The organism is Thermostichus sp. MS-CIW-41 (assembly GCF_054058915.1).
On record NZ_JBSSBO010000009.1, the window covers coordinates 54,399 to 76,878 of the forward strand.

General features: G+C 59.5%; 20 protein-coding genes, 1 tRNA gene, 1 other RNA gene and 1 pseudogene. 15 read left to right on the forward strand and 8 right to left on the reverse strand.

Annotated features, from left to right (window positions below; translation table 11 throughout):
* Window positions 1–126: 126 nt before the first annotated feature.
* A complete protein-coding gene (locus ACVWXE_RS04475; RefSeq protein ID WP_457489691.1) occupies window positions 127–918 on the reverse strand; it encodes an ABC transporter permease in 792 nt (263 codons plus the stop codon).
* Window positions 919–1,390: 472 nt separating this feature from the next.
* Between ACVWXE_RS04475 and ACVWXE_RS04480 the strand changes: the two genes are divergently transcribed.
* Window positions 1,391–2,155 carry a TIGR03943 family putative permease subunit gene (locus ACVWXE_RS04480; protein ID WP_457489692.1) on the forward strand — a complete coding sequence of 255 codons (765 nt, stop codon included), beginning with the start codon at window positions 1,391–1,393 and terminating at the stop codon, window positions 2,153–2,155.
* A gap of 22 nt (window positions 2,156–2,177) precedes the next feature.
* Here ACVWXE_RS04480 and apcB read toward each other — a convergent pair whose 3' ends face one another.
* Together apcB and truB are read right to left on the reverse strand one after the other, a co-directional pair.
* Entirely contained in the window at window positions 2,178–2,681 is a 504-nt protein-coding gene (gene apcB, locus ACVWXE_RS04485; protein ID WP_011433791.1) for an allophycocyanin subunit beta, read from the reverse strand.
* Window positions 2,682–2,920: 239 nt separating this feature from the next.
* Window positions 2,921–3,838: a tRNA pseudouridine(55) synthase TruB gene (gene truB, locus ACVWXE_RS04490; protein WP_238376766.1), complete on the reverse strand. Its 918-nt coding sequence runs from the start codon at window positions 3,836–3,838 to the stop codon at window positions 2,921–2,923.
* Between the two features lie 77 nt (window positions 3,839–3,915).
* Between truB and ACVWXE_RS04495 the strand changes: the two genes are divergently transcribed.
* Window positions 3,916–4,932, forward strand: coding sequence for a DMT family transporter (locus ACVWXE_RS04495; protein ID WP_049749592.1), 1,017 nt, complete (start codon window positions 3,916–3,918; stop codon window positions 4,930–4,932).
* A 27-nt stretch (window positions 4,933–4,959) separates the two neighbouring features.
* Here ACVWXE_RS04495 and trpS read toward each other — a convergent pair whose 3' ends face one another.
* On the reverse strand, window positions 4,960–5,955 hold the full coding sequence (trpS, locus tag ACVWXE_RS04500; RefSeq protein ID WP_011433794.1) for a tryptophan--tRNA ligase: 996 nt from the start codon (window positions 5,953–5,955) through the stop codon (window positions 4,960–4,962).
* A 123-nt stretch (window positions 5,956–6,078) separates the two neighbouring features.
* On the opposite strand from trpS, the gene ACVWXE_RS04505 reads away from it, so the two are divergent.
* The 3 genes from ACVWXE_RS04505 to gatC all read left to right on the forward strand — a co-directional run bounded on the left by ACVWXE_RS04505 (window position 6,079) and on the right by gatC (window position 7,469).
* Window positions 6,079–6,363, forward strand: a complete 285-nt coding sequence (locus ACVWXE_RS04505; RefSeq protein ID WP_414375195.1) for a chlororespiratory reduction protein 7 — start codon at window positions 6,079–6,081, stop codon at window positions 6,361–6,363.
* A 193-nt stretch (window positions 6,364–6,556) separates the two neighbouring features.
* Complete coding sequence (locus ACVWXE_RS04510; RefSeq protein WP_414350803.1) at window positions 6,557–7,078, forward strand: photosystem I assembly protein Ycf3; 522 nt, start codon at window positions 6,557–6,559, stop codon at window positions 7,076–7,078.
* Window positions 7,079–7,175: 97 nt separating this feature from the next.
* Window positions 7,176–7,469, forward strand: a complete 294-nt coding sequence (gene gatC, locus ACVWXE_RS04515; RefSeq protein WP_414400282.1) for an Asp-tRNA(Asn)/Glu-tRNA(Gln) amidotransferase subunit GatC — start codon at window positions 7,176–7,178, stop codon at window positions 7,467–7,469.
* Window positions 7,470–7,471: 2 nt separating this feature from the next.
* Here gatC and ACVWXE_RS04520 read toward each other — a convergent pair.
* Window positions 7,472–7,543, reverse strand: a tRNA-Lys gene (locus tag ACVWXE_RS04520).
* A gap of 100 nt (window positions 7,544–7,643) precedes the next feature.
* On the opposite strand from ACVWXE_RS04520, the gene ssrA reads away from it, so the two are divergent.
* Window positions 7,644–8,045, forward strand: a transfer-messenger RNA (tmRNA) gene (ssrA, locus tag ACVWXE_RS04525).
* Window positions 8,046–8,125: 80 nt separating this feature from the next.
* Here the strand turns inward: ssrA and ACVWXE_RS04530 are convergent.
* On the reverse strand, window positions 8,126–8,764 hold the full coding sequence (locus tag ACVWXE_RS04530) for a Crp/Fnr family transcriptional regulator (RefSeq protein WP_011433798.1): 639 nt from the start codon (window positions 8,762–8,764) through the stop codon (window positions 8,126–8,128).
* 158 nt (window positions 8,765–8,922) lie between these two features.
* On the opposite strand from ACVWXE_RS04530, the pseudogene ACVWXE_RS04535 reads away from it, so the two are divergent.
* Together ACVWXE_RS04535 and atpC are read left to right on the forward strand one after the other, a co-directional pair.
* Window positions 8,923–9,106 (forward strand): annotated as a pseudogene (locus ACVWXE_RS04535) (hypothetical protein); the annotation flags it as partial.
* Window positions 9,107–9,351: 245 nt separating this feature from the next.
* Window positions 9,352–9,765 (forward strand): ATP synthase F1 subunit epsilon, encoded by a 414-nt coding sequence (atpC, locus tag ACVWXE_RS04540; protein ID WP_011433800.1) that lies wholly within the window; start codon window positions 9,352–9,354, stop codon window positions 9,763–9,765.
* Window positions 9,766–9,959: 194 nt separating this feature from the next.
* Here the strand turns inward: atpC and ACVWXE_RS04545 are convergent, their stop codons facing one another.
* Complete coding sequence (locus tag ACVWXE_RS04545) at window positions 9,960–11,513, reverse strand: TolC family protein (RefSeq protein WP_457489693.1); 1,554 nt, start codon at window positions 11,511–11,513, stop codon at window positions 9,960–9,962.
* 589 nt (window positions 11,514–12,102) lie between these two features.
* Between ACVWXE_RS04545 and ACVWXE_RS04550 the strand changes: the two genes are divergently transcribed.
* From ACVWXE_RS04550 to ACVWXE_RS04565, 4 genes are all read left to right on the forward strand, one after another.
* Entirely contained in the window at window positions 12,103–13,467 is a 1,365-nt protein-coding gene (locus ACVWXE_RS04550) for a coiled-coil domain-containing protein (RefSeq protein WP_414342953.1), read from the forward strand.
* An 8-nt stretch (window positions 13,468–13,475) separates the two neighbouring features.
* On the forward strand, window positions 13,476–15,914 hold the full coding sequence (gene priA, locus ACVWXE_RS04555) for a primosomal protein N' (RefSeq protein ID WP_457489694.1): 2,439 nt from the start codon (window positions 13,476–13,478) through the stop codon (window positions 15,912–15,914).
* 112 nt (window positions 15,915–16,026) lie between these two features.
* Complete coding sequence (locus ACVWXE_RS04560; protein ID WP_011433806.1) at window positions 16,027–16,398, forward strand: YtxH domain-containing protein; 372 nt, start codon at window positions 16,027–16,029, stop codon at window positions 16,396–16,398.
* Window positions 16,395–16,943, forward strand: a complete 549-nt coding sequence (locus ACVWXE_RS04565) for a hypothetical protein (protein WP_011433807.1) — start codon at window positions 16,395–16,397, stop codon at window positions 16,941–16,943. The genes ACVWXE_RS04560 and ACVWXE_RS04565 overlap by 4 nt, the downstream gene beginning before the upstream one ends.
* Here the strand turns inward: ACVWXE_RS04565 and metG are convergent.
* On the reverse strand, window positions 16,940–18,496 hold the full coding sequence (metG, locus tag ACVWXE_RS04570) for a methionine--tRNA ligase (RefSeq protein WP_457489695.1): 1,557 nt from the start codon (window positions 18,494–18,496) through the stop codon (window positions 16,940–16,942). The genes ACVWXE_RS04565 and metG overlap by 4 nt on opposite strands.
* An 88-nt stretch (window positions 18,497–18,584) precedes the next feature.
* Between metG and ACVWXE_RS04575 the strand changes: the two genes are divergently transcribed.
* The 3 genes from ACVWXE_RS04575 to ACVWXE_RS04585 all read left to right on the forward strand — a co-directional run bounded on the left by ACVWXE_RS04575 (window position 18,585) and on the right by ACVWXE_RS04585 (window position 22,159).
* Window positions 18,585–20,456, forward strand: a complete 1,872-nt coding sequence (locus tag ACVWXE_RS04575; protein WP_457489696.1) for an FAD-dependent oxidoreductase — start codon at window positions 18,585–18,587, stop codon at window positions 20,454–20,456.
* 65 nt (window positions 20,457–20,521) lie between these two features.
* On the forward strand, window positions 20,522–20,812 hold the full coding sequence (locus ACVWXE_RS04580; protein ID WP_011433810.1) for a hypothetical protein: 291 nt from the start codon (window positions 20,522–20,524) through the stop codon (window positions 20,810–20,812).
* Between the two features lie 90 nt (window positions 20,813–20,902).
* Complete coding sequence (locus tag ACVWXE_RS04585) at window positions 20,903–22,159, forward strand: ATP-binding protein (RefSeq protein WP_457489697.1); 1,257 nt, start codon at window positions 20,903–20,905, stop codon at window positions 22,157–22,159.
* Window positions 22,160–22,480: the final 321 nt, after the last annotated feature.

Genomic DNA, 22,480 nt, shown 5'->3' on the forward strand with positions numbered 1-22,480 from the left:
CCCACGCTGTACCCGTAGGGTCAGCGATGGGAGTATGTCACGCCCTCATCTCCAACCTCTCTCAGGGGAAGAGGGGGAACTGTCGAGAACGGCTAGCGGGATCCCAGGCGGGAGCGGCTGTTCGCGTCAGCGGTGCGGAGCACTCCGCAGGGGGAAGCCCACGACCAAGATCAAGGTAACCAGAATGATCAAGGTGGAGAGGGCATTGATTTCCGGGGTAACTCCTCGTCGCGCCGTGCTGTAGATCAAAATTGGCAAGGTCAGGCTCTCCGGCCCACTGGTAAAAAAGGAGATGACAAAATCATCTATCGAAAGGGTAAAAGCCAGCAAAGCGGCAGCTTGGATCCCTGGCATGGCTAAGGGCAGGGTGACGTAGCGCAGCTTTTGCCAGGTGTTTGCATAGAGGTCATAGGCGGCTTCCTCCAACGCAGGATCCAAAAGTTGGAGACGGCTGCGCACCACAATAGCCACAAAAGCAATCTGAAACGTAATGTGGGCCAAGATCATCGTCCCCAGGCCCAGCTCAAACCAGCCGGTGTAGGCGCGCACCACTTGGTAAAACAGCAGCAGCCCAATGGCCATCACAATATCCGGAATGGCTACCGGCAAGAGCAGCAGCCCCTGCACCGCCTTTTTGCCGGGGAAGCGATAGCGATACAGCCCATAGCCCAGCAGGGATCCCAGCAGCGTGCTGACCAGCGTGCTGACCAACGCCAGGACGAGGGTATTTTGCGTGGCCTGCCAGACCAGGGCATTCTGAAACAGGGAAAGGTACCAATCGAAGGTAAAACCTGTCCACGCCAGGCCAAAGCGGGCTCGGTTAAACGAGTAGACGGCGATCAGCAGAATTGGCAGGTAGAGAAAGCCATAGATGGCATAGCTGACGCCCCGCAGCCAGGTGGGTATCCTTGCCAACATTCGGCCAACATTCGTGTGTGGTATCTCAGTTGTCTCTATCCCACTGTAGAGCAGGCTGCCAAAATTGCAGCAACTCCCTAGGCTTTATACATCAGCCTGCAACCCTGTCTATCACGCCAAAGTCCGTTATCAATGGGATATCAATGTGAGGTTATCTGTGGCTGGATTTGTTGAATTGATGATGGGATCCCTGAAGCTGTAAAGACGGCAATCAAAGAACGTGAGCCAAACGAAATGTTTTGCTGTTCGCGTTAGGGGGACGGAGTCCTTGCCTTATTCGGGCAACCCGATACCTGTGACTGGGAAATTGGCAGCACAGGCATTCCCCAACGCCGGCAGTGGGCACTTCCGCGAGGATTGCTAAACTTAGGCTCGGAGTGGTGTGAAAAAGCTGCAACCCATGCCCAAAAGCAGTTCTGGTCGTCTTCGAGAAAAACAAAATCCAGAGGAACCGCACGCGAAAACCAAGGGTATGTCTCGGCCTGTCGGTCGCGTCAGCGGGACGGAGTCCAAACCGTTGCGGTGGGGCAATACGGCCTACTGGGAGGCGGTTGGGTTGATGTTGCTAGGGATCCTGCTGATCGTCTATCGCTGGCGGGGCACCCTGCTGATGTTGATCAATCCCGGCTACGTGAATGTGGCGCTGTTGGCCGGGCTGTGTCTGTTGGGCTTGGGGATTGGCCGTTGGCGAGGAGCCAAAGTTGCCTCTTCTGAAGTCCATGCCTCACTATTGGGGCCGCGGCTGGGCGCAGGACTGTTGATCCTGACGGCCCTGCTGGGGTTTTGGGTCGAGCCACGCCCGCTCTCCAGCCAAACTGCCCTTAACCGAGGGGTATCTCCCTATCTGGGGGTATCTCGTAGCCAGCCGCAGGCTTTTCGCCCCAAGCTCGACCCGCGTCAGCGAACTCTGCTGGACTGGGTGCCCACCTTGGATGTCTACCCGGATCCCTACACCTATGAGAACCAGCCGGTGCGGGTGCAGGGGTTCGTCATTCCTGACGAGCAACCCGACCATTTTGTTATTGCCCGGTTTTTGGTTAGCTGCTGTGCTGCCGATGCTTACCCTGTGGGCTTGCCGGTGCGCTGGCCAGAGGCAGAGCAGTTAACTGCCGACAGTTGGCTGCGTCTGAAGGGGCGCATGGCCGTGGAGCAGCGGGATGGCCAATCTCAGTTGGTAATCGCTGCCGAGCAGGTGGAGCCGATACCGGTGCCGCCAAACCCCTATGCCGACGAGTGAGAGTAGGCGCTCAGATATCGGTTTAGATATCGGTTTCGCTCAGCTTAGCGCTCAGGTAATCGAAGGGCTCGGCCACAAAGCTGTAGTCTTCGCCGGAGCCAAGCAGCTCCAGGGTGCGGGTTTTCATGTTTTGAATGCCAATCACCGTCGGGGCGATGGGCACACCGAGGGAGTTGTAGGTCTCCCGTAAGCCGGCCAAGACTCGCTCATCCAAAATGCTGTTGTCGGCAGCCACCAGCGCGTAGGAAGCGTAGCGCAAGAAGTAGTCCATATCCCGCAAACAGGTGGCGTAGCGGCGGGTGGTGTAGGCGTTGCCTCCCGGACGGATGAGATCTGGCACCTGGGCGAACATGGCCGCAGCAGCCGTTTTGACGATATCCACTGAGTTGAGATTGATCACGTTCACGGCCTTGATGCGCCGCAGCCCCGAGTCATAAAAAGCCTTGAGCGCATCCATTGCCTCCCGATCCAAGTAGCGGCCCGTCAGGTCGTAGGTTTTGATCAGCGTGGTTACGGCATCCCGCATATCCCCAGCTCCATTCTTGTGACTTTATTTTGTAAAGTAGCTTGAGATGAAAAAATGAGAAGAGATTTTGCCGGACAACATCCAAAGGTCAACCTTGGAAAATCGAGCCAGAGCCCGGCAACGGCGACGCTTCAGGCTCCCCTTCGCCCTCAGAAGTTTAGCATGCGAGGGTTTCTTTCCCGCTTCCCCCTGAGACAATGGCAAATGTTGTTACGAAAATGTAACTTTTCTGCAACACTCTAGGGATCCGGCGACAACACCCGCAGCGGCTTGAGCTGACCTGCCTGACCGTACCCCAAGCCCAAAAACTTGCCCTCCTCATCCAGCACCCGCAAAGTAGGGGCACCGATAATGGGCCGGTCGAGGAGAATGGCCCGACCCTGCAGCCACTGCTTCGCTTCGGCGGAAGAGAGCTGTACCGCACCCCAATCGGCAAATCCCCACTCGATGGGCAGCAGGGCAGCAGCGGGATCCGCGGATCCCCGCCATTTCTCCAGGGGCAGGCTTTCTGCGATGCGAAAGGGGCCACTTTGCAGCCGTCGCAGCCGGCTCATCAGCCCTCCACAGCCCAATTTTTCCCCCACATCGCGGGCAAGGGCACGAATGTAGGTGCCGGGGCCACAGGCAACTTCCAGATCCACTTCCGGAAAGTCTCCGGCTCGCCAGCCCAGGATGCGCAGTTGCCGAATGACCACCCGCCGCGGCTCCAACTGGAGTTCCGCAGCCTCCACGCCGGCACGGGCCAACTGGTAGAGCTTTTTCCCCTGGCGCTTAAGGGCGCTGTAGAGGGGCGGCACCTGCCAGATCTCGCCGGTAAACTCCCGCAAGCACTGCTCTACCTGCTCGCGACTCAACCCAGGACAAGGGGATCCCAACCGGATCTGCCCTTCAGCATCGTCGGTGTCGCTACGCTGTCCAAATCGGAAGGTTGCTTGATACACCTTATCTCCCGACAAAAACGACAAAAAGCGTGTTGCCCGTCCCACCGCAATCGGCAAAACCCCCGTTGCCGCCGGATCCAAGGTGCCCCCATGCCCCACCTTGCGGGTGCGCAAGACCCGCCGCACCACTGCCACACAGTCGTGGGAGGTGAGCCCCGCCGGCTTGTCCAGGTTGAGAAAGCCCTCCAGGGATCCCATGCCAGGCATAATATGCATCAACAGTTAAGATTTGTAACTGAGCTGCCCCAGCGCTTAACATGGGGTTAACTTCCGTCTCCAAGTTTGAAGCACCTATGGCTCAGTCTGACCTGTTCTTTCAGCCTATCTGGCAACGCCTCCTGATGATTGCCCCCTTTTTCCTGTGGGGCTCAGCAATGGTGGTGATGCGAGACGCCCTCTCCGAGACCACCCCCCTCTTTATTGCCATTCTGCGGTTGCTGCCGGCAGGGATCCTGGTTCTGGCCTTTCGGCTCTGGCAGGGGCGGGGCTCTGCGGCCTCTCACGCCTGGCATCCCAGAGGGCTGCGCGGCTGGCTATGGGTGTTGGCGTTTGCGCTGGTGGACGGCACTTGTTTTCAGGGATTTTTGGCCCAAGGGCTGAAAGAGACAGGGGCAGGCCTGGGATCCGTGCTCATTGACTCGCAGCCGCTGGCGGTGGCTTTGATGGCCACCTGGTTTTACCGCGAGCGGATGGGATCCCTGGGCTGGCTGAGCCTGGGGCTGGGAGTTTTCGGCATTGGCCTCATCGGCCTATCCGGTGGGGGATCCCTGCAGTTGGGGGCCGGCGTCGTTTGGATGTTGATGGCCTCCCTGTCGATGGCCATCGGCACCGTGATGATGCCCAAGGTGGCGGAGGTGGCGGATCCGGTGCTGGCGACGGGCTGGCACATGGTGTTGGGCAGCCTGCCCTTGATCCTGCTGTCGGGACTGACGGAGACTCAGCAATGGCAACACCTGAGCGGAACCCACTGGCTGGGCCTTCTCTACGCTTCGGTGATGGGGAGCGCCTTGGCCTATGCCCTCTTCTTCTATTTCGCCTCTCAGGAAAACCTCACCGAGTTCAGTTCCCTGACCTTCCTCACCCCCATCTTTGCCCTGCTGTTTGGCAGCACCTTTCTGGGGGAATCGCTGACGCGGCTGCAATGGCTGGGAGTGGGCATCACTCTGGTCTGTGTGTACTTGATTAACCACCGGCAAGAATGGCAGGAGCGCCTGCGCCTGGGCTGGAAAGGGATCCTCTCAGAGCTGGGTTTAGACTGGCTGGTGAGCGCCTTGAGCACCGTCGAGATCCGCGATGGCAACCCCGACTGATCCCATCAAAGCTTGGGCAGGGATCCCTCAGGGGGGTAAGAACCCCATAGCCTCTCTCACCGTTTTTAGCGTTTGCTCGGCGATGGCACGGGCCTTAGCGGCATTCTCCCGTATCAGAACGAGCAGGTGGTCGGGGTTGCTCCACAGTTCCCGGTAGCGCTGCTGAATGGGCTCCAGGGCAGCGATGATGCTGTCGGCAAGGAGGGGCTTGAACTGCCCCCACCCCATCTCGGCACACTCAGCCGCCACCACCTCCTTGCTTTTGCCGGAGGTGAGCATGTAAATCGTCAACAAATTGTGGGCTTCGGGACGAGCCGGATCGTCAAAGGCAATGCCCCGAATGGGATCGGTCTTGCATTTTTGGATCTTCTTGCGGATGGTATCTGGGTCATCCAGCAGATGAATACGGCTGAAATCCGAGGGATCCGACTTGGACATCTTGCGCGTACCATCGGTCAAGCTCATTACCCGCGCCCCCTCCGGACGAATCAGGGCCTCCGGGATCAGAAACACCTCTCCAAAACGGTCATTGAAGCGGCGGGCAATATCCCGACACAGCTCAATATGCTGCCGCTGATCCTCCCCCACTGGCACATACTTGGGTTGGTAGAGCAAAATATCCGCCGCCTGCAAAATCGGGTAGCTGAACAAGCCAACGCTGGTCTCCTCTCCCTGTTTTTCTTTCTTCTCCTTGTATTGGATCATGCGCTCCGCCCAGTTCATGGGGGTGATGGTGTTGAACAGCCAGGCCAGCTCCGTATGGGCAGGCACGTGGGACTGGACGAACAGCACACAATGCTCCAGGCTGAGACCGCAGGCCAAATAAAGGGCAAACAGCGAACGGGTTCGCTCCCTCAGCAGCTTGGGATCCTGAGGGACGGTGATGGCGTGTTGATCGACGATGCAAAAAAAGTTCTCGTAGTGCTCCTGCTCGGCCACCCAGTTTTTAATTGCCCCCAAGTAGTTGCCCAAATGCAGTTCGCCAGAGGGCTGAATGCCGGAGAGGGTGCGCGGCTTGGCCATAGGGAAAGCAAATCTCAAACGCCAACAAGACGGAGGACAAGAGCAAGGAAAGTCTTTTTCAGGATATCAAGAGAGGCGCAACCCGTTGGTTCATGATGGAAAAAAGACGCCCAACCCCACACCATGTCAGACTCTGAACCGGAACTGTTGCGTGCTGCCAACCACTATGTGCTGCTGATACCGGGCTTGCCGGAGCAATTTCTCAGCCCTGAGGAATTGCAGGAGTTTCTCGTGCGGCTGTTGCAGGAGCATCCCCACCTGGTGGATGCAGATCTGGCCCGCTATCCCACCCCTCAAGCGCAGGCACAGCGGCTGATCGACACCGCCTGTGAGATCGAAGTTTCCCCCGGCGAAACCGTGCAGTGGCATCCTGTGCGCCTGAGCAAGCGCTCCTCGACACGGTCTTAACAGGCTCGGAAGTTCCTTGGCCAAGCCGTTCGCAGCCTCGTTGCAGCAGCGTTGCAGTTCCCCTCCCGCAGGCATAGCAAAAACCTCACCAGAGGTGGGGCGGGCAGTACGGGGTTGTGTTTCGGATCCCGCCTTGGGCGTGATACAACGCAAGAGTAGAGATCCTTAGTCCTAAACTTAAAAGGGGTCAGCCATGCCGCGCAGCATGAAGAACGACAACTTCATTGACAAGACCTTCACCGTCATGGCCGATCTAATTCTGAAACTGCTGCCAGGGGTGAGTTCCGAGGAAAAGAAAGCCTTTGCCTACTACCGGGATGGCATGGCCGCTCAGAGCGAAGGAGAATACGCCGAGGCCCTAGAAAACTACAGAGAAGCCCTCGCCCTCGAGCAAGGGGAAGAAGACCGCAGCTACATTCTCTACAACATGGGCCTGATCTACCAGAGCAACGGCGAGCTTGACAAAGCCCTCGACCACTACCACCAAGCTCTGGAGTTAAACCCAAGACTTTGCTCTGCCCTGAACAACATTGCCGTATTGCTGCACCACAAGGGCGAGCTGAGCCTGCAAGCCGGGGATGAGGAAACAGCAGAGGCCCTGTTCAACGAGGCTGCCCAGTACTGGATTCGGGCCATTCGCATTGCCCCCAACAACTACATCGAGGCCCAAAACTGGCTGAAAACCACCGGGCGCGCCAACCTGGAGGTGTACTGAGCTTTCCTGCAGAAGGACTCCGTTCCGTTAACGCGAACGGTTGATCTCGGCTACCCTGGGCTAAGTCAAGTCGATAATCTGGGAGCCGGAGGAGAGGATGCTGAAACGGGAAGAAGTCCAACATGTTGCTCACTTGGCTCGTCTGGAGCTGACCGAGGAGGAAGAGATCCAGTTCACAGAGCAGCTAGCAGACATCTTGGCCTATGTGGAGCAACTGAAGGAGCTGGACACGGAGGGGGTAGAGCCCACCTTTCACGTCCTGGACATGGAACTGCCCACCCGCCCCGATGAAGTCGAGCCCTACCCGGATATCGAAGGGATCCTGGCCAACGCCCCTGATCGAGCTGACATGTTCTTCAAGGTGCCTCGCATTTTGGAAGAAGAAGACTGACATGGGTCGGCAGGGATTCGAACCCTGGGCCAATCGGTTAAAAGCCGAGTGCTCTACCGCTGAGCTACCGACCCAAGTTTGCAGCTTCTTCATATTAGCAAAGCTTCTGTCACATTCGCAAAGGTTCTGGCCGTATCCCCAAAAATCTTGCTATGCTGGACTCAAGTCAACCCTGGGGCTGTAACGGTTTCGACGGGGTGGCGAACATGGGTTCATGAGGCAGGTCGGGATTGAGCTTATCCCGTTACCACCAGGCTCAAAACAGTACGTGCGAACAACGTCGTACCCTTTGCTCGTAAAGCAGCTGCTTTGGCTGCCTAAGGCTCAGTAACCGAAAACTTACTCTGAGCTCGAGGATCTGCTCACGACCCCGTTAAGTGGGCGGATCACAACCCCAACGGGTGCAGCTCTCTACTCCGGCTCCGTCGAGGGAGAGCCTAAGATTAGGCGGAGAACTCCCATCGCCGGGATCCAAACGGCGATCCCCGCCTCGAGGGTCAAAGAGGCTAAACCTGTGAATGAGTGATCCCTCAGTACCCATCTCGGACACGGGTTCGACTCCCGTCAGCTCCATCTCCCAGCAGTTAACTACGAGCCAAAAACTGCCAGCTTTCAGCCATGCCCTAGGAGCAGATCCTGCTCAGTTTCTAAAGGTTTTACGGAGCGTGGGCGAGTTTGATGACAAGGTGCCGGTTTTTGTCCACCGCAACCCAGCCCTGCTGGCGAAAGCGGTTTAGGAGACGGGTAATGGTGACCCGGGTAGTGCCGATGGCATTGGCCAAGTCCTGGTGGGTAAGGCGCACTTGCAGGCGCACCCCTGTTGCAACCGGGGATCCCAGCTCCACAGCCAAAAGGGAGAGCAACTGGCGCAGCCGATCCTCTACCCGCCGCCGTCCGGCCAAGGCGAGCAATGCTTCGGTTTGGCGCAGCCGACGCACCACCTGCTTGAGCAGCCCTTGACTCAGGATCTCTGAGGCTTCCACCTCTGCTGCCGGCAGCCGCAGCACATCAACTGCCGTCAAAGCCTTAGCTTGGTAGGGATCCAGCATCGTCAGAGGGGATCCCAGGGGCATGGAGGGGCCGGCAAACCCCAACAACGCCTCACCGCCATTGGGATAGAGGGTGGTCAACTGTACCACGCCCCGACAGACGATCACCCATTCCTCAGGAAACAGAGGGATAACCTGGCCAGGAGTGTAGGGAGATAAACTGCGGCTTCGGTAGAGGTCTTCCAGCAGCTGGCGCTCCCGTGTGGACAGGCCGGCAGCAAAATGGCTAGGCATTGCTTCAGGCATAAGCTGGCTCCGCTAGGGAAACTGGGCGCACCGGTCGTTGGGCTCCCTTCTACAAACCAACAGCAATGGTCTGGCCGTCAATGCTGAGGTGGGGGTGAGAGCATGACTCTAGTCAATAATAAGCTCAACTATACTGAAAATAATGAATGTATAATATGTTCAGTACGGATTACTACCAGTTGATCTTTCTGTTTACTTTCGAGTCTGCCAACATGGTAGCCAAAGCAAAGCAGAAAATTGGTAGTAAGACGACACGGAAACTGCGCTTTGGGTATTCTACTCAAAGCTTTGCGGGATACCGCCATTCTGGTTGGAAACAAACAGAATGCTATCGCTGCATAGTTGAACAGTGATGTTCAGCAGTGTTCAGCGTAAATGTATCAGATAAGTGTTCCCGACAACACCTTAGCGCTTGCCTTCCAGCCTGAGGTAAAGGCAAAGTTATGCACAGGTTAAGTGTGGCTGCCTCGAGAGAAGAGACAAAAGGAGAACCCGGCAAAGCTGCAGGGATCTGGATCCGGTAGGATCGAAACCAGGGTGCTCCGCACCGCCGACGCGAAAGTGTTCAAGCCCTCAGGAGATCTGTCGTGACGCTGATGGTTCGTGTGATTACCCCCGACCGCACGGTTTGGGATGCCCCCAGCGAGGAAGTGATCCTCCCTGCTACTTCGGGCCAATTGGGCATTCTCACCGGGCACGCCCCCCTCTTGACCGCCATCGGCAATGGCGTTATGCGGGTCAAAGCCGATGGAAAGTGGTTGGCCATTGCGGTCATGGGCGGATTTGCAGAAGTCGAAAACAACGAGGTAACCGTCCTGGTCAACCGAGCAGAGCGGGGTGAAAAAGTGGATAAGGCAGCGGCTCAGGCCCTCTTGGACGAAGCCAGCAAAGTTTTGAATACCAGCAGCGACAAGCAAGAGCGCTTGCAAGCCAAGTTGGATCAACAGCGAGCCAGGGCCTTGATCCAAGCTGCCGAGATGGGCAGCAAGACTGGAAGCTGACCCTGTCCCGGCGCGGGATCTGCAGATGGAGCTAAATGTCCTTTTCGCGCTAGCGGCGCGGAGCGCTTTGCGTCAGCATGAGTGCGGGAGTATGTCACAACAGCTCAAGTTGGAATAGAACTGTTTCGTCGCGGTATCCATAGCACCCCTCTCCTTTTGGAAGAAGGGCTGGGAGTGAGGGAGAAAGGCTCAAGTCAAAGGCTGCCAATGGCCCGTTTCAGTTGTACCAGGGCGCGATTGTAGGCGATTACAGCATTGGAAAGGTTGCCACGGGCAGTGGTGAGGGCAGCTTCAGCATTGATCACCTCCGTTTGGGTGCCCACCCCCGCTTGCAGGCGCAGCCGGGCCAAGCGCAGGCTCTCTTCTGCTGAGGCAATTGCCACTTTGGCCGAGTCGATCTGTTCGCGGCTGGAGCTGAGGGTCAGGAAGGCTTCTTCCACCCCCCGCTGGATTTCATTGCGGGTGCCGACGAAGTTGCTCACGGCCACCTGTCCATCGATCTGGGCTTGGCGGGCTTGGGCAGCCGCTTCTCCTCCATCGAACCAAGTCAAGCTGAAATTGGCTCCCACCGAATAGCCAACATCAAAACTGTTGCGGCTGGCGTTGAAATCGTTAACGGCATCGAGGCTGGCGAACAAGCCAATTCGGGGGCCATTGCGGGCTTGTGCCAGGCGCAGGCGGCTTTGGGCCTGCTCCAATTCTCGGCGCCGGCGCTCCAATTCCTGTCGTTGGGCAAAGGCAGCAATGATGGTCTCTTCCAGGCTGAGATCCCACTCCCCCATCGGCTCAATGCGGTCGCTGGCCAACACGTCGGTGGGGCTGGGGAAATTCAGCAGTTCGGCCAGGCGGCGGCGATTCAGTTGCTGGGTGTTTTGAGCCGCCAGCAAGGTTTGTCGATTGTTGGCCAATTCCGTCTCTGCCTGGAGAATCTCAAAGCGGGTACCCAGCCCGGCCCGTTCTCGAGCTTGAGCATCCCGCAGAGTAGCTTCAGAGCTTTCAACGGCAGCTTGGCTGATGGCGACCCTGGCGTCCGCGCTTTGCAGATCGTAGTAGGCGTTGGCCACAGCTTGTTTGACCGTCTGCAGCGTTTGCTCCAGTTGCAGTTGGGCGATGCGCAGCGCTTCTTGGGCCAGCTTCAGGTTTTGCTCCCTGAGGCCACTGTCAAAGGCGGTATACTCCACCCGCACCACACTGGCCGAGAGGGTGTGGGATTCGCGCCTTGGCCCACCACCAGGAGAGGGAGCCTCACTGTACTGGTAGTTGGCACGGCTGGAGAGGGTGGGAGCAAAGGCAGCTTGAGCTAGAGCTACCCCGGCCTCGGCCCGCTCGACAGTCAGTCTGGCCTGCTGCACAGCCGGGTTCTGGGCAACGGCGATCTCCAGAGCTTCTTCCAAAGACAAGCCCTCCCTTCGCTCGATGCGCACCTGCAAGGGGGATTGGGGCACCACCAATTCTTCAGCCGTCAAAGCCCCCTTTAGAGTCAGGTCAGCCGCAGGGGTGGAGTCAGCAGGGTTGGAGGGAATCGATAGGGTGGGGGGGGGTGGGGGGGTGAGGATTTCGCGGCTGTTGGGCAGAGCAGAGGCAGCGGAGCTGGGAGATTCCGGCTGAGCAAGAGCAGGGACAACCCAGAGCAGGCTCAACAGTAGGCCACAGGGAGCAGAACAGGCAAGGCACAACTGGGATCCCGCCGAGTTTGTCTGCCGTTGAGGAAGTTGAAGCGGATCCCTGGCTCCATTTTGCATCGCCATCGTGCGGTCATTCTCAACATCACCCCTAGCAGTATCGCAAAATGAAGGACAAAGATAAGACGGTTTTCCGCAGGCTCGCTGGCTGCCCTGTTCGGGCCAGTGGAAGCGAGTCCTCGCATTTGCCCCTGCAACGATGAAGCCGACCTGCGTCTGCCAGGAGCTCCGAGCACGGGCGGGACTCCTCTACACTCAGCAGAGACGCTTGGATTGAGACCGAGTCGATTTAGATTTAGACTCAGTTTAGAATGGTGGGGCCATCTGTCCGTGATGGCGGGGGTGGGTGTTGTGGGCGATGAAAGGGGGCAAGGTGGCAGACTCTCAGAGCACGCCCAAGCAAGGGGAGACCTCTTCCGGTCGGGATCGGGCCTCGCGGCCGAAAAAAAGTAAGCCAAGCCCTTCTGCCCAGTCCGGGGATTTGGGAACCTCAGAAGCAAGAGCGCGGCCAAAACAGGCCGATAGCACTCCGCGCCGTGCGGAGCAGCAGGAGATTTTACAAGATCACCCTTCTGGCTTGAACCCGCCCAAAAATCTCTCTATACTGCAGGGAACTTTATCATTTGCTCCCGCTTCTTCATCTCTCCTTCAATCTATGCGTGCTCCCTCTTCAGGTGACTCGGATCCCATCCTTTCAGAGACTCATGCGGGCTGTTCAGCATCCGAGCCGGATCCCAGCACGGAGCGCCATTTGGCCCTGAGGCAGCAACAGCCCTTGGAGAGCCGTCTGCTCAAAGCCGAAGCCGAGCTCCAAGAGCGGCGAGTTCTTCAGGAACAACTGCAGGCTTTGCACCAGAAGGTGGCCGAACAAGAGAAGGCGCTGCAGGAGCGGGAGCATCTCTTGCAACAGTTGCAGCAGACTTTGGCGGCTCAGAAAGTCCAGATCTCGGATCAGGAAGCTCAGCTTGCTGCTCGGCAACGCTTAAATGAACGGCAGCGGCAGGATATCGAGGCCCTGCAGGAGCAGATTGAGCAGCTACGCTTGGCCCACGCTCAGGAGCGCCGTCAATGGGAACAGCGCCAGCAGGAGCTGCAGGCCTCTCTGCTGGAAGCCCAGGATGTGGCGGAAAAGCGGGTGGAAATGCTGCAACGCTTTAAGGCAGAGCTTTCTCTGGCCCGCACTCAAATTGCCGAAACTCAGGCGGAGCTGAGCAGCCTGCGAGCTTTGTACAGCGACCAACAGGCAGCCTGGCAGGAGCAACGGGAACACCTCGAGGCCCGTTTGGCAGGCTATGCCGAGACAGAAGCCGAGGCCGAGCAGCGCTGGCGGGAACAACGGCAAGAGCTAGAAGCAGCCCTGGCCGAAGCCCAAGCTCAATTGGCGGCTTTGCAAGCTCAGCAGGAGCATCTGCGCCAGGGATCCCTGGCGCAGCAACAGCTTCAACAGCAGTGGCAGGCCCAGGCCGAAGCGCTGCAAGTGGCCCTCTCTCAAGCCCAGGCGGAAGTTACCCGTTGGCAGCAAGAGCACCGCCATCTGCAGGAACAGTACGCCCAAGCCCAGCAGCATCTCTCCGCCATGGAGCGGCAGTTGCAGGCTGCCTTGGAGCAGTTGGCCGCCCAACCCGACTGGCAGCCACAGTTGCGCTCTGCGCAGGCAACCATTCTCCATCTGCAAGAAGAAATTGCAACCTTGTCCACGCAACTGGAGAAGCAAGCAGAGCAGATCAAAGCCCTGCAAGGGGAGCGTGCTGCCCTGTGGGAAGAAAACCGCTCTCTCCGAGAAAAATACGAGCAGCAGCAGATGCATGTGCTGAGCTTGAAGGCGGCTTTGGAACGCAAAGGCTTGGATGTCCCACCTCGGGCCGATACCTCCAGCGCCCTCACGCGAACAGAGTCCCTTGGCCAGGCTCTGTCTCCAACCCCTGCTGCCAAGCCTACAATTCAGCCCCTGGCCCAACCTCTACCGTCTCGGGCAAGCAAGCGGGCGGTCGATCTGCCGAGGTTTCTGCCCCGTCCGTGAGGGATCCCGTGTTGCAGACTGTTCCTCCCCGCTGGCTGGAAGTGTGGGTGGATCATCCCCATTTGGGGGGTTGCTTTACCTATCGTGTGCCAGAGGGATCCGCGCCAGAAGCGGGCGACCTGCTCAGCGTACCCTTTGGTCAGCAAATGGCGGGGGCAGTGGCCTTGGGTTGGCGCTCCGAGCTGCCGGCAGGGGTGGATCCGCAGTCGGTGCGGGAGATCGAGGCGGTGGTGGCCAAAGGGATCCTGCCCAAAGAATTCTGGCCCCTGCTGCAGCGGGTGGCCGACTATTACCTCACCCCTCTGGCCCAGGTGGTGCGCACGGTATTGCCCCCCGGCTTGCTCAGCCGTTCTCAGCGGCGTGTCCGCTTGCTCAGGCTCCCTGCCGAAGGGGAGGAATGTTCGCCGGCTGCCCAAACCCTGCTGCAGCTGCTTCAGGCCAAAGGGGGAGAGCTGTCTTGGCGCTATGTGCAACAGCAGGTGCCCACTGCCGCCCTCGCCCTGCGGGAACTGCAGCGACGGGGTTGGGTGGAGAGCTTTTGGCAGGAGCAACAGGGGGGCAGGGTGAGGACCCAACTGGCCGCCAGTCTGGCCGACGACTCTCCAGAGGGGCTGAGCCTCCCTCAGCAGAAGGCGCTGCAGATTCTCAAGCAGAAGGGGGGAGAGCTGCTGCTCACCGAGTGGGAGCGCCTGGCCGGGGTGAGCCGAGCCGTGTTGCAGGGGCTGGCCCGCAAGGGCCGTGTCCATCTCTACGAACGACCGCTGCTGCGGCTGGGAGATGCCAGCCTGCCGGGGTGGCGGGATCCGCCCAGGCCCTTGACGGCCGCCCAGGCCCAGGCGGTAGAGGCGATCCGGCAAGCTTTGGGCCGGTTCCAGCGGTTTTTACTGCACGGGGTCACCGGTTCTGGGAAAACGGAAGTGTACCTGCAGGTGATCGCCCAGGTGCTGCAGCAAGGACGGTCGGCGCTGGTGCTGGTGCCCGAGATCGGCCTTACCCCGCAACTGATGGATCGGTTTCGGGCGCGGCTGGGATCCCAGGTGTGGGCCTACCACAGCGGCCTCTCGGAAGGCGAGCGCTACGACACCTGGCGGCAGATGCTGTCCTCCACCCCCCAAGTGGTGATCGGCACCCGCTCGGCGGTGTTTGCCCCCTTGTCCAAGCTGGGCCTGATCGTCTTGGACGAAGAGCACGACGACAGCTTCAAGCAGGATCAGCCCCAGCCCTGCTACCACGCCCGTCAGGTGGCCGAGTGGCGGGCCGAGCTGGCCGGTTGTCCCCTGGTCCTGGGCAGTGCAACCCCAGCGGTGGAAACCTATGCCGCCCATCTGCAGGATCCGCAGCGGTGGATCCGGCTGGCCCTGCCGCAGCGCATCCCCCAAGCTGGGATCCCGGCCACCCTGCCCCAACTGGAGCTGGTGGACATGCGCCAGGAGCTCCAAGCCGGCAACCGCAGCATCCTCAGCCGCCGTCTACACCAGGCCCTGCAGCAGACGCTGGACAGAGGGGAACAGGCCATTCTCTTTGTCCCCCGCCGCGGCCACAGCACCTTCGTCTTGTGCCGTAGCTGCGGGTTTGTCCTCACCTGCGAGCATTGTGATGTTTCTCTCACCTTTCATCTGGCCCATCTCGGCGGGCAGGAACTGCGCTGCCACTACTGCGGCGCCCGCCAACCCCATCCGCAGCGCTGCCCCGCCTGTGGATCCCCCTACCTGAAGCACTTCGGCACCGGCACCCAAAAAGTGGTGGAAGTGCTGCACCAGCATTGGCCCCAGCTCTCGATTTTGCGCTACGACAGCGACGCCACCCGCCGCAAGGGATCCCATCGAGAGTTGCTGGAGCAGTTTCGCAGCGGCAAGGCCCAGGTGCTGGTGGGCACGCAAATGCTCACCAAAGGGCTGGACATACCCCAGGTAACCTTGGTGGGCGTGATGGCCGCCGATGGGCTGTTGCACCAAGCCGACTATCGCGCCGGCGAGCGCAGCTTTCAACTGCTCACCCAGGTGGCAGGGCGCTCGGGCCGGGGATCCCTGCCGGGACAGGCGATTATCCAGACCTATCTGCCGGAGCACCCGATTTTGAGGGCGGTACTGGCCCAAAATTACGAGGGCTTCTTGCAGGCAGAACTGCAACAACGGCGAGAGGGGGGCTATCCTCCCCACCGAGCTTTGATTTTGATCCGCTTGAGCAGCACCCGCCTGGAAGCCCTGGAGCGTTATTGCCATCGGGTGGCCGAACGCCTACAGGGGATCCCGGCAGAGGTGTTGGGGCCGGGGCCGGCCCAGGTGGAGCGGGTTGCCGGACGCTACCGCTGGCAGATCCTGCTGAAGCAACTGCCCGACCAAGATTGGGATCGCCCGAAGCTGGCTGCGCAGATCCAGGCCGCCATTGGCCATCTCCCCCAAGGGATCCGCGTCAGCATAGATGTGGATCCCCTGCGGATTCTCTAGGAACAGTTGACCCGGCGCGCGGCAAGCCCGCCGATCCCGCGAGATCTTCCCGCGAGATCTTAAGGTAGTCTGGTTTCGGGGCCACCCGTATCCAACTCAACTCTGGCAAAGCATGGCTGAAAACCGGACTGGTGCGTTTATCGGTGGGCTGTTGCTGGGAACTGCTGTGGGCACCGCCATTGGCCTGCTCTTGGCTCCCCGCAGCGGACGGGAGACGCGGCGACTGCTGAAGAAATCGGCAGAGGCCCTGCCAGAGGTGGCAGAAGATGTGACCAGCAGTCTGCAATATCAATCGGAAAAGTTGTTCGACGCTGCTCAACGCAGTTTGGATGAGGCTCTGCTGCGGCTGCAGCAGGCAGTGGCGGTGGGCAAAGAAGCCATGTTGCAGAAGCGAAGGGAGCTGCTCCAAGCCCAGAACTCGCGTCCCTTTGGCGGGGAAGAAGCTGACCTAGAAGCTCGGGATGGGGAGGAGGCGGCGGGATGAACGACCCGGTCTTTTGGCTCGGCCTCTCGGTAGGCCTGGTAGCAGTGGGCATTTTGGCAGTGATCCTGACCCTACTACCTGCCGTCATTCAACTGGGTCGAGCTGCCCAGAGCGTGGAGCGCTTTTTCGACACGCTGCTGCGGGAATTGCCGCCCACGCTGGAGGCCCTGCGCCTGACCAGCCTGGAAGTGAGCGAGATTGCCGACAGCCTCGACGAAGGGGTGAAAGGGGCTGGGCAAGTGGTGAAGCAGGTCAACCGCTCCATCGAAGGAGCACGCACCCAAGCCCAGGGCGCCCAAGTCAATATCCGCAGCTTTTGGGCAGGGGTACGGGCAGCCTGGCAGACGCTGTCCGGCGAAGTGCCCCCCACCACTGGCGCGATTCACAACCCGCGGCTGCGCCCATCCGACCCATCCAACCGTTCTTTCTCCGCTGCTTCATCAACACTTCCCCTGGGAGGTGACCGCCCTTTTGCCGGCGGAGCCACACCAGAGGGATCCCAAGCCGCTGCCCAATCTTCCCGACCGGACATCGCCAATCCCTAGGCGTTCCTCAGGATCTTCTGAAAGACAGGCGTAGGAAGCTGGGGCTCTTGCCCGGGGGGAAGCTGGCCCCAAGTCGCATCGGGATCCCAGCGCAGTTGCAGGGTGTCGGCGAGGGAGAACCCCAGTTGCTGCAGGATCTTGAGGCTGAGAGCGGGAATGAGGGGCGAGAGCAGCACTGCCACCCAGCGCACGCTTTCCAGAACGGCATAGAGGATCTGGGCCACCCGTTCCCCCTGCCCTTGTTTGTGCAGCGTCCAAGGGGCCTGCTCATCAAGGTATTTGTTGCTGGCCTGGGCTAAGCTGAGAGCTTTGCGGGCAGCAGAGCTGGGATCCAGCCGCTCGTAGGCGTCGGCCACTGCCGGGGCAAGGCGCTCGGCCAGGGTTTTGAGGGGGTGATCTGCAGGGATCCCGACGGCGGGAACGCGGTAGTCGGATTGATATTTCCTGAGCATGTTGAGGGTGCGGTTGAGCAAGTTGCCCAGGTCGTTGGCCAGATCGGCGTTGAGCACGTCAATAAAGCGGCCCTCGCTAAAATCGCCATCCTTGCCCAGCTCGATTTCCGTCAGGAAGTAGTAGCGCACGGCATCGGCGCCGTATTGCTGCACCAGCTCAAAGGGATCCACTGTGTTCCCCAGGCTTTTGCTCATCTTGAGGCCATCCTTGGTGAGAAAGCCGTGGCCAAACACCTGCTTGGGCAGGGGCAGACCTGCGGACATGAGCATGGCCGGCCAGTAAATGGCGTGGAAGCGGACAATATCCTTGCCCACCAGGTGCACATCCGCAGGCCAGTAGCGGCGTAGGGCATTTGCCAAGGTGGGCTCGTCGTCAGGATCCAAAGCAGCACTGATGTAGTTGATCAGGGCATCAAACCAAACATAAAGGGTTTGGCCGGGATCTGCCGGAAAAGGGATCCCCCAGGAGACGCTGGGGCGAGAAATGGAAAAATCCCGCAGGCCCTGCTTGACAAAGTTAATCACCTCATTGCGGCGGCTTTCTGGTTGGATAAACTCCGGCTGCTCGGCATAGAGGGCCTCCAGCTTTTCTTGGTAGCGGGAGAGGCGAAAGAAGTAGTTTTCCTCGTCTTTCCACTCCACCTTCTTGGTGGGGTGCAGGGGGCAAAATCCTCCCTCCAGCAGCTCGGCCTCGTCTTTGAACTCTTCGCAGGCAACGCAGTACCACCCCTGCTGCCGCCCAACGAAAATATCCCCCTGATCCCAAACCCGCTGAAAAAACTCCCGCACAATGGCTTTGTGGCGAGGGTTGGTGGTGCGGATAAAGCGGTCGTAGCGGATGTCTAGCAACTGCCAAAGCTGGGCAAACTGAGCCGCAATCTCGTCACAGTGCTGCTGAGGGGGAATGCCGCGCTCTTCGGCGGTGCGCTGGATCTTCTGGCCGTGCTCGTCGGTTCCCGTCACCATCAGCACATCCTTGCCCCGCAGGCGATGGTAACGGGCAATGGCATCCGCCACCAGGGTGGTGTAGGCGCTGCCGATGTGGGGAGCGGCGTTGACGTAGTAGATGGGGGTGGTGATGACAAAGGTGGAATCCGGCATGAGCATCCCCAAGGCTTTCTCCCATGATAGAGGTTGCCGGAAAGTCCAAAAGGCTAAGCCAGAGCGTGGGTGGGGAGAGGCTCATTCGATGAAACTTCAGGTCAACCTTCCGGGGTGGAGCAGGGTAGCCTTGGGAGCAGGGATCCTGGGCGCCGGAGCGGCTCTGGCCCAGCCCTTGCCGGAAACCCGCATCCCCTGTGAGATCTTCATTGCCGGGGGTGGGCTGGGGGGGGTGGCGGCGGCCTATGACGCGCTGCAACTGGGCCGGCAGGTGTGCATGACGGAGATCACCGATTGGATCGGGGGGCAGGTGAGCGCCCAGGGAGTCTCCGCTTTGGACGAGCGACCCCTGCAACGAGAAAATGACATCTTCCCCAAAGGCTACAGCGAGTTTCGCCGGCGGGTACGGGAAAAATACGGCGGGGATCCCAATCCGGGCAAATGCTGGGTGAGCGTGCTCTGCTTTTCCCCTCAGGTGGGCCACCAGGTGATTCGGGAGATGTTGGATCCCTATCTGCAGTCGGGGCAGTTGCGGCTATTTACGGAGACGGTGGTCAAAGACTTGGAGATTGCGGATTACCAAATCCGCAGCGTGCAGGCCATCCGCAACATCCCCAAACACGCCAGCGTCCAGCCAGAGAATCGAGGGGATCTCTCCAGCTACTTTCTCGATTTTTATCGTCTAGAACCCACCGAGGACTGGGACAAGGAGATCCTGCGCTTTGAGCCGCCGCCAGAACGCCAAGACAAAACCCTGCCCTGGGTGGTGATCGACGCTACTGAAACCGGCGAGCTGCTGCCCTTGGCGCGGGTGCCCTACCGCCTGGGAACTGATGGCCAAAGCCGCTGGGAACCCAGCTCCAAGCCCTATGTGGATCCCTACTGTACCCAGGGCTTCACCTACACCTTTGTCATGGAGCGCTTCCCCGTGCCGCAGGTGCCGGTCAAGCCGGAGTTCTACAACGATCCCCTGCACGGCCCCTACTACAGTTACGAACACCCTCGCTTCAACTTTGCGCTGATCTTCACCTACCGCCGCATCCGGGGGCAGGTGTTCGGCTTTGGGGAAGAGGCCATTCGGGTGGGGGATCAATCCATGCAGAACTGGACTTGGGGCAACGACTGGCGCATCACAGGGCCGGATAAGAATTTCATCCTCACCCACGAGCAGTTGCAGGCTTCAGGCCAACTGCAGCCGGGCGGCTGGATGGGGGGCCTGCGGGTGGAAGCCCTGCGGCGAGCTGAGCAGCATGCTAAGGGCTTTTTCTACTGGCTGGTGGCGGGAAGGACGGATTTTCTCCTGCAACAGGAGGATCCCAACTTTCAAAAAGACTTCTACTTGCGCTATGCCTACCTACGGGGGCCCAATACCCCCATGGGAACTGCCAGCGGCCTCTCCAAGTACCCTTATATCCGCGAGTCGCGGCGCATCATTGGTCGGCCCAGCCTCTCCTACCCAGAAGGATTTACCATCTACGAGTCGGACATCACCACACGGGAATCGGAGCTAAACCGCGGGCGGCCCTTCATCTTCTACGACTCGGTGGGGGTGGGCCAGTACCCCATCGACTTTCACGACTGCCTGCTGCCGGGTTTTTCCCTGCCCCCCAGCAACAACAAAGACGCGCAGGCCCCCAGCTACCCTTACCAGATCCCCCTGCGGGCTCTGATCCCCCAGCGCATTGACAATCTGCTAGCCGGCAACAAAAATATCGCCACCAGCCGCATTGCCAGTGCCTCCTACCGGGTGCATCCGGTGGAATGGGCCATTGGCACCGCCGCCGGCCACACGGCCCACTTTGCCCTGGAGCGGGATCTGATCCCGGCGGAGATCGTGGAGGAGCCGCTTTTGGATTTGCGGCTGTTGCCGGCTCTCCAGGCCCAAATCCAGAGCTTGGGCAACCCCATTCAATTTCCTGGCACCACCATTACCGCCACCGATTGGGCCCAATCCCGCTAGCCTAGAAAGGCAGGGTTGGGAGTTGACCGGTGGATCCCGTTGGGGTTGGACTTGTGGGCTGGGAGATGCTTCGCCCCTCTTTATGGGCCGCCACGGCTCTGTGGGGCTTAGGGCTAATGTGGGGGTTTTCGCCGCTGCATCAAAAGCTGCAGGAGAGCTGGGAAAAGCAATTGCTATGGGATCCCAGTGGAGCTTTGGCTTCCTTGCTGAGCACCCTTCCCTTTTTGCTGGCAGCAGGCTTGGTGGTAGCCCTGACGGAGATCTCCTTGGGCAAAAGCTGGGCCGTCTCCTGCGGCCTGATCGCCTGCGTCGGCGGAGGCCTCTATGAACTGGGCCGGCGGGACAATGCCAGGTAACTCAAGCGCTCCGTGTTGTTAACGCAACTACCCCCAGTCTCCTCCCCTAGGGAGCGGATAAGCAACGCCAAGTTAGAGCGGCTTCAAGCGATGACCCCCCTCCAAGAAGCAGCAGAAGCAGCGGCCAAGCTGCTGGTATTCCGGGACATCTGCACCCACCCCCTAGCCCTAGCCTGGCAGGAGCTAATCCAGCAGTTGATGAGTGGGGATCCCTTGCCGTGCTGGGCGGCCTACGGGCGCTGGTTTGAGCAGTTGGCCCGGCAGGGCCTGAGCTGGCGGCAATGGCTGATCCGGGAGATTGGCTGGGCAGATAACCCCTTTTCCCGCGCGGCGCTGCGATCCCAAGGGATCCCAGAGCCTCTGATGCAGGCTGCCCGCCACGACCTGCGCTGTCTGCAAACCCTAGCGGACAGTCAGGAGACCATTGCCGAGCAGATGCAGGCGTTGGGGTTGGGGATCCCCTGGCCCGATGGGGAAACCGATAGCGCTGGCTGGGATCCCCGCTCTTTTGCCGATTGGGGCCAGAGCTTGGAGACCTTAATTGCCCACTACCGCCAAAGGGGGGTAGGGCTCTGTGGTCGCTACTGGGCCTTTCGCTGGGGGCCAGCAGGGCTAGAAGGGATCCCTGCTCCCGATCTGTCTGACTGGGAGGAGATCTACGGCTACGAACGGCAGAAACAGCAGTTGGCGGCCAACACCGAAGCGCTGCTGCGGGGAGATCCGGCTTTGCATGTGTTGCTCTACGGGGCGCGGGGTACGGGCAAGTCTTCCCTGGTGAAGGCGTTGTTGCGCCGCTACGGCCCGCAGGGGTTGCGCCTATTGGAGCTGCGACGAACTGACTTGGTTCAGTTGCCGGAGATTTTGGCAGAGCTGCGGGCGCAGGTGTTGCCTTTCATCTTGTTTGTGGACGATCTCTCCTTTGAGGCAGAGGAAACCGAGTTTAAGCAGCTCAAGGTGCTCCTGGAGGGGGATCTCGTTGCGCCGCCCCCCAACGTGCGCCTTTATGCCACCAGCAACCGCCGCCATCTCATCCGCGAGTTTTTCGGCGACCGTCCCAATCCCCAAGATCAAGAAGTCCACGCCTGGGATACGGTCCAGGAAAAGCTGTCGCTGCGGGATCGCTTCGGCCTCACCCTCACCTTCACCCCCTTCACCCAGGGAGATTACCTGGCAACCGTAGAACACTTGGCCCAGCGGCTGGGTTTCACCCAATCTCTGGATGCCCTGCGCCGCCAGGCCTTAATCTGGGCCCAACAGCAAAACGGCTTTTCCGGTCGCACTGCCCGCCAGTTCTTGGATGCCGTTCGGGCAGGGCTGGTGAAAGGCAACGATGGACTTCCGAGCTAGAGGTGGTGACTATTCCAAACTGATACATTTACGCTGAACACTGCTGAACATCACTGTTCAACTATGCAGCGATGGCATTCTGTTTGTTTCCATTCGCGTTAGCGGGACGGAGTCCAAACAGAATGGCGGTATCCCGCAAAGCTTTGAGTAGAATACCCAAAGCGCAGTTTCCGTGTCGTCTTACTACCAATTTTCTGCTTTGCTTTGGCTACCATGTTGGCAGACTCGAAAGTAAACAGAAAGATCAACTGGTAGTAATCCGTACTGAACATATTATACATTATTTTCAGTATAGTTGAGCTTATTATTGACTAGAGTCAT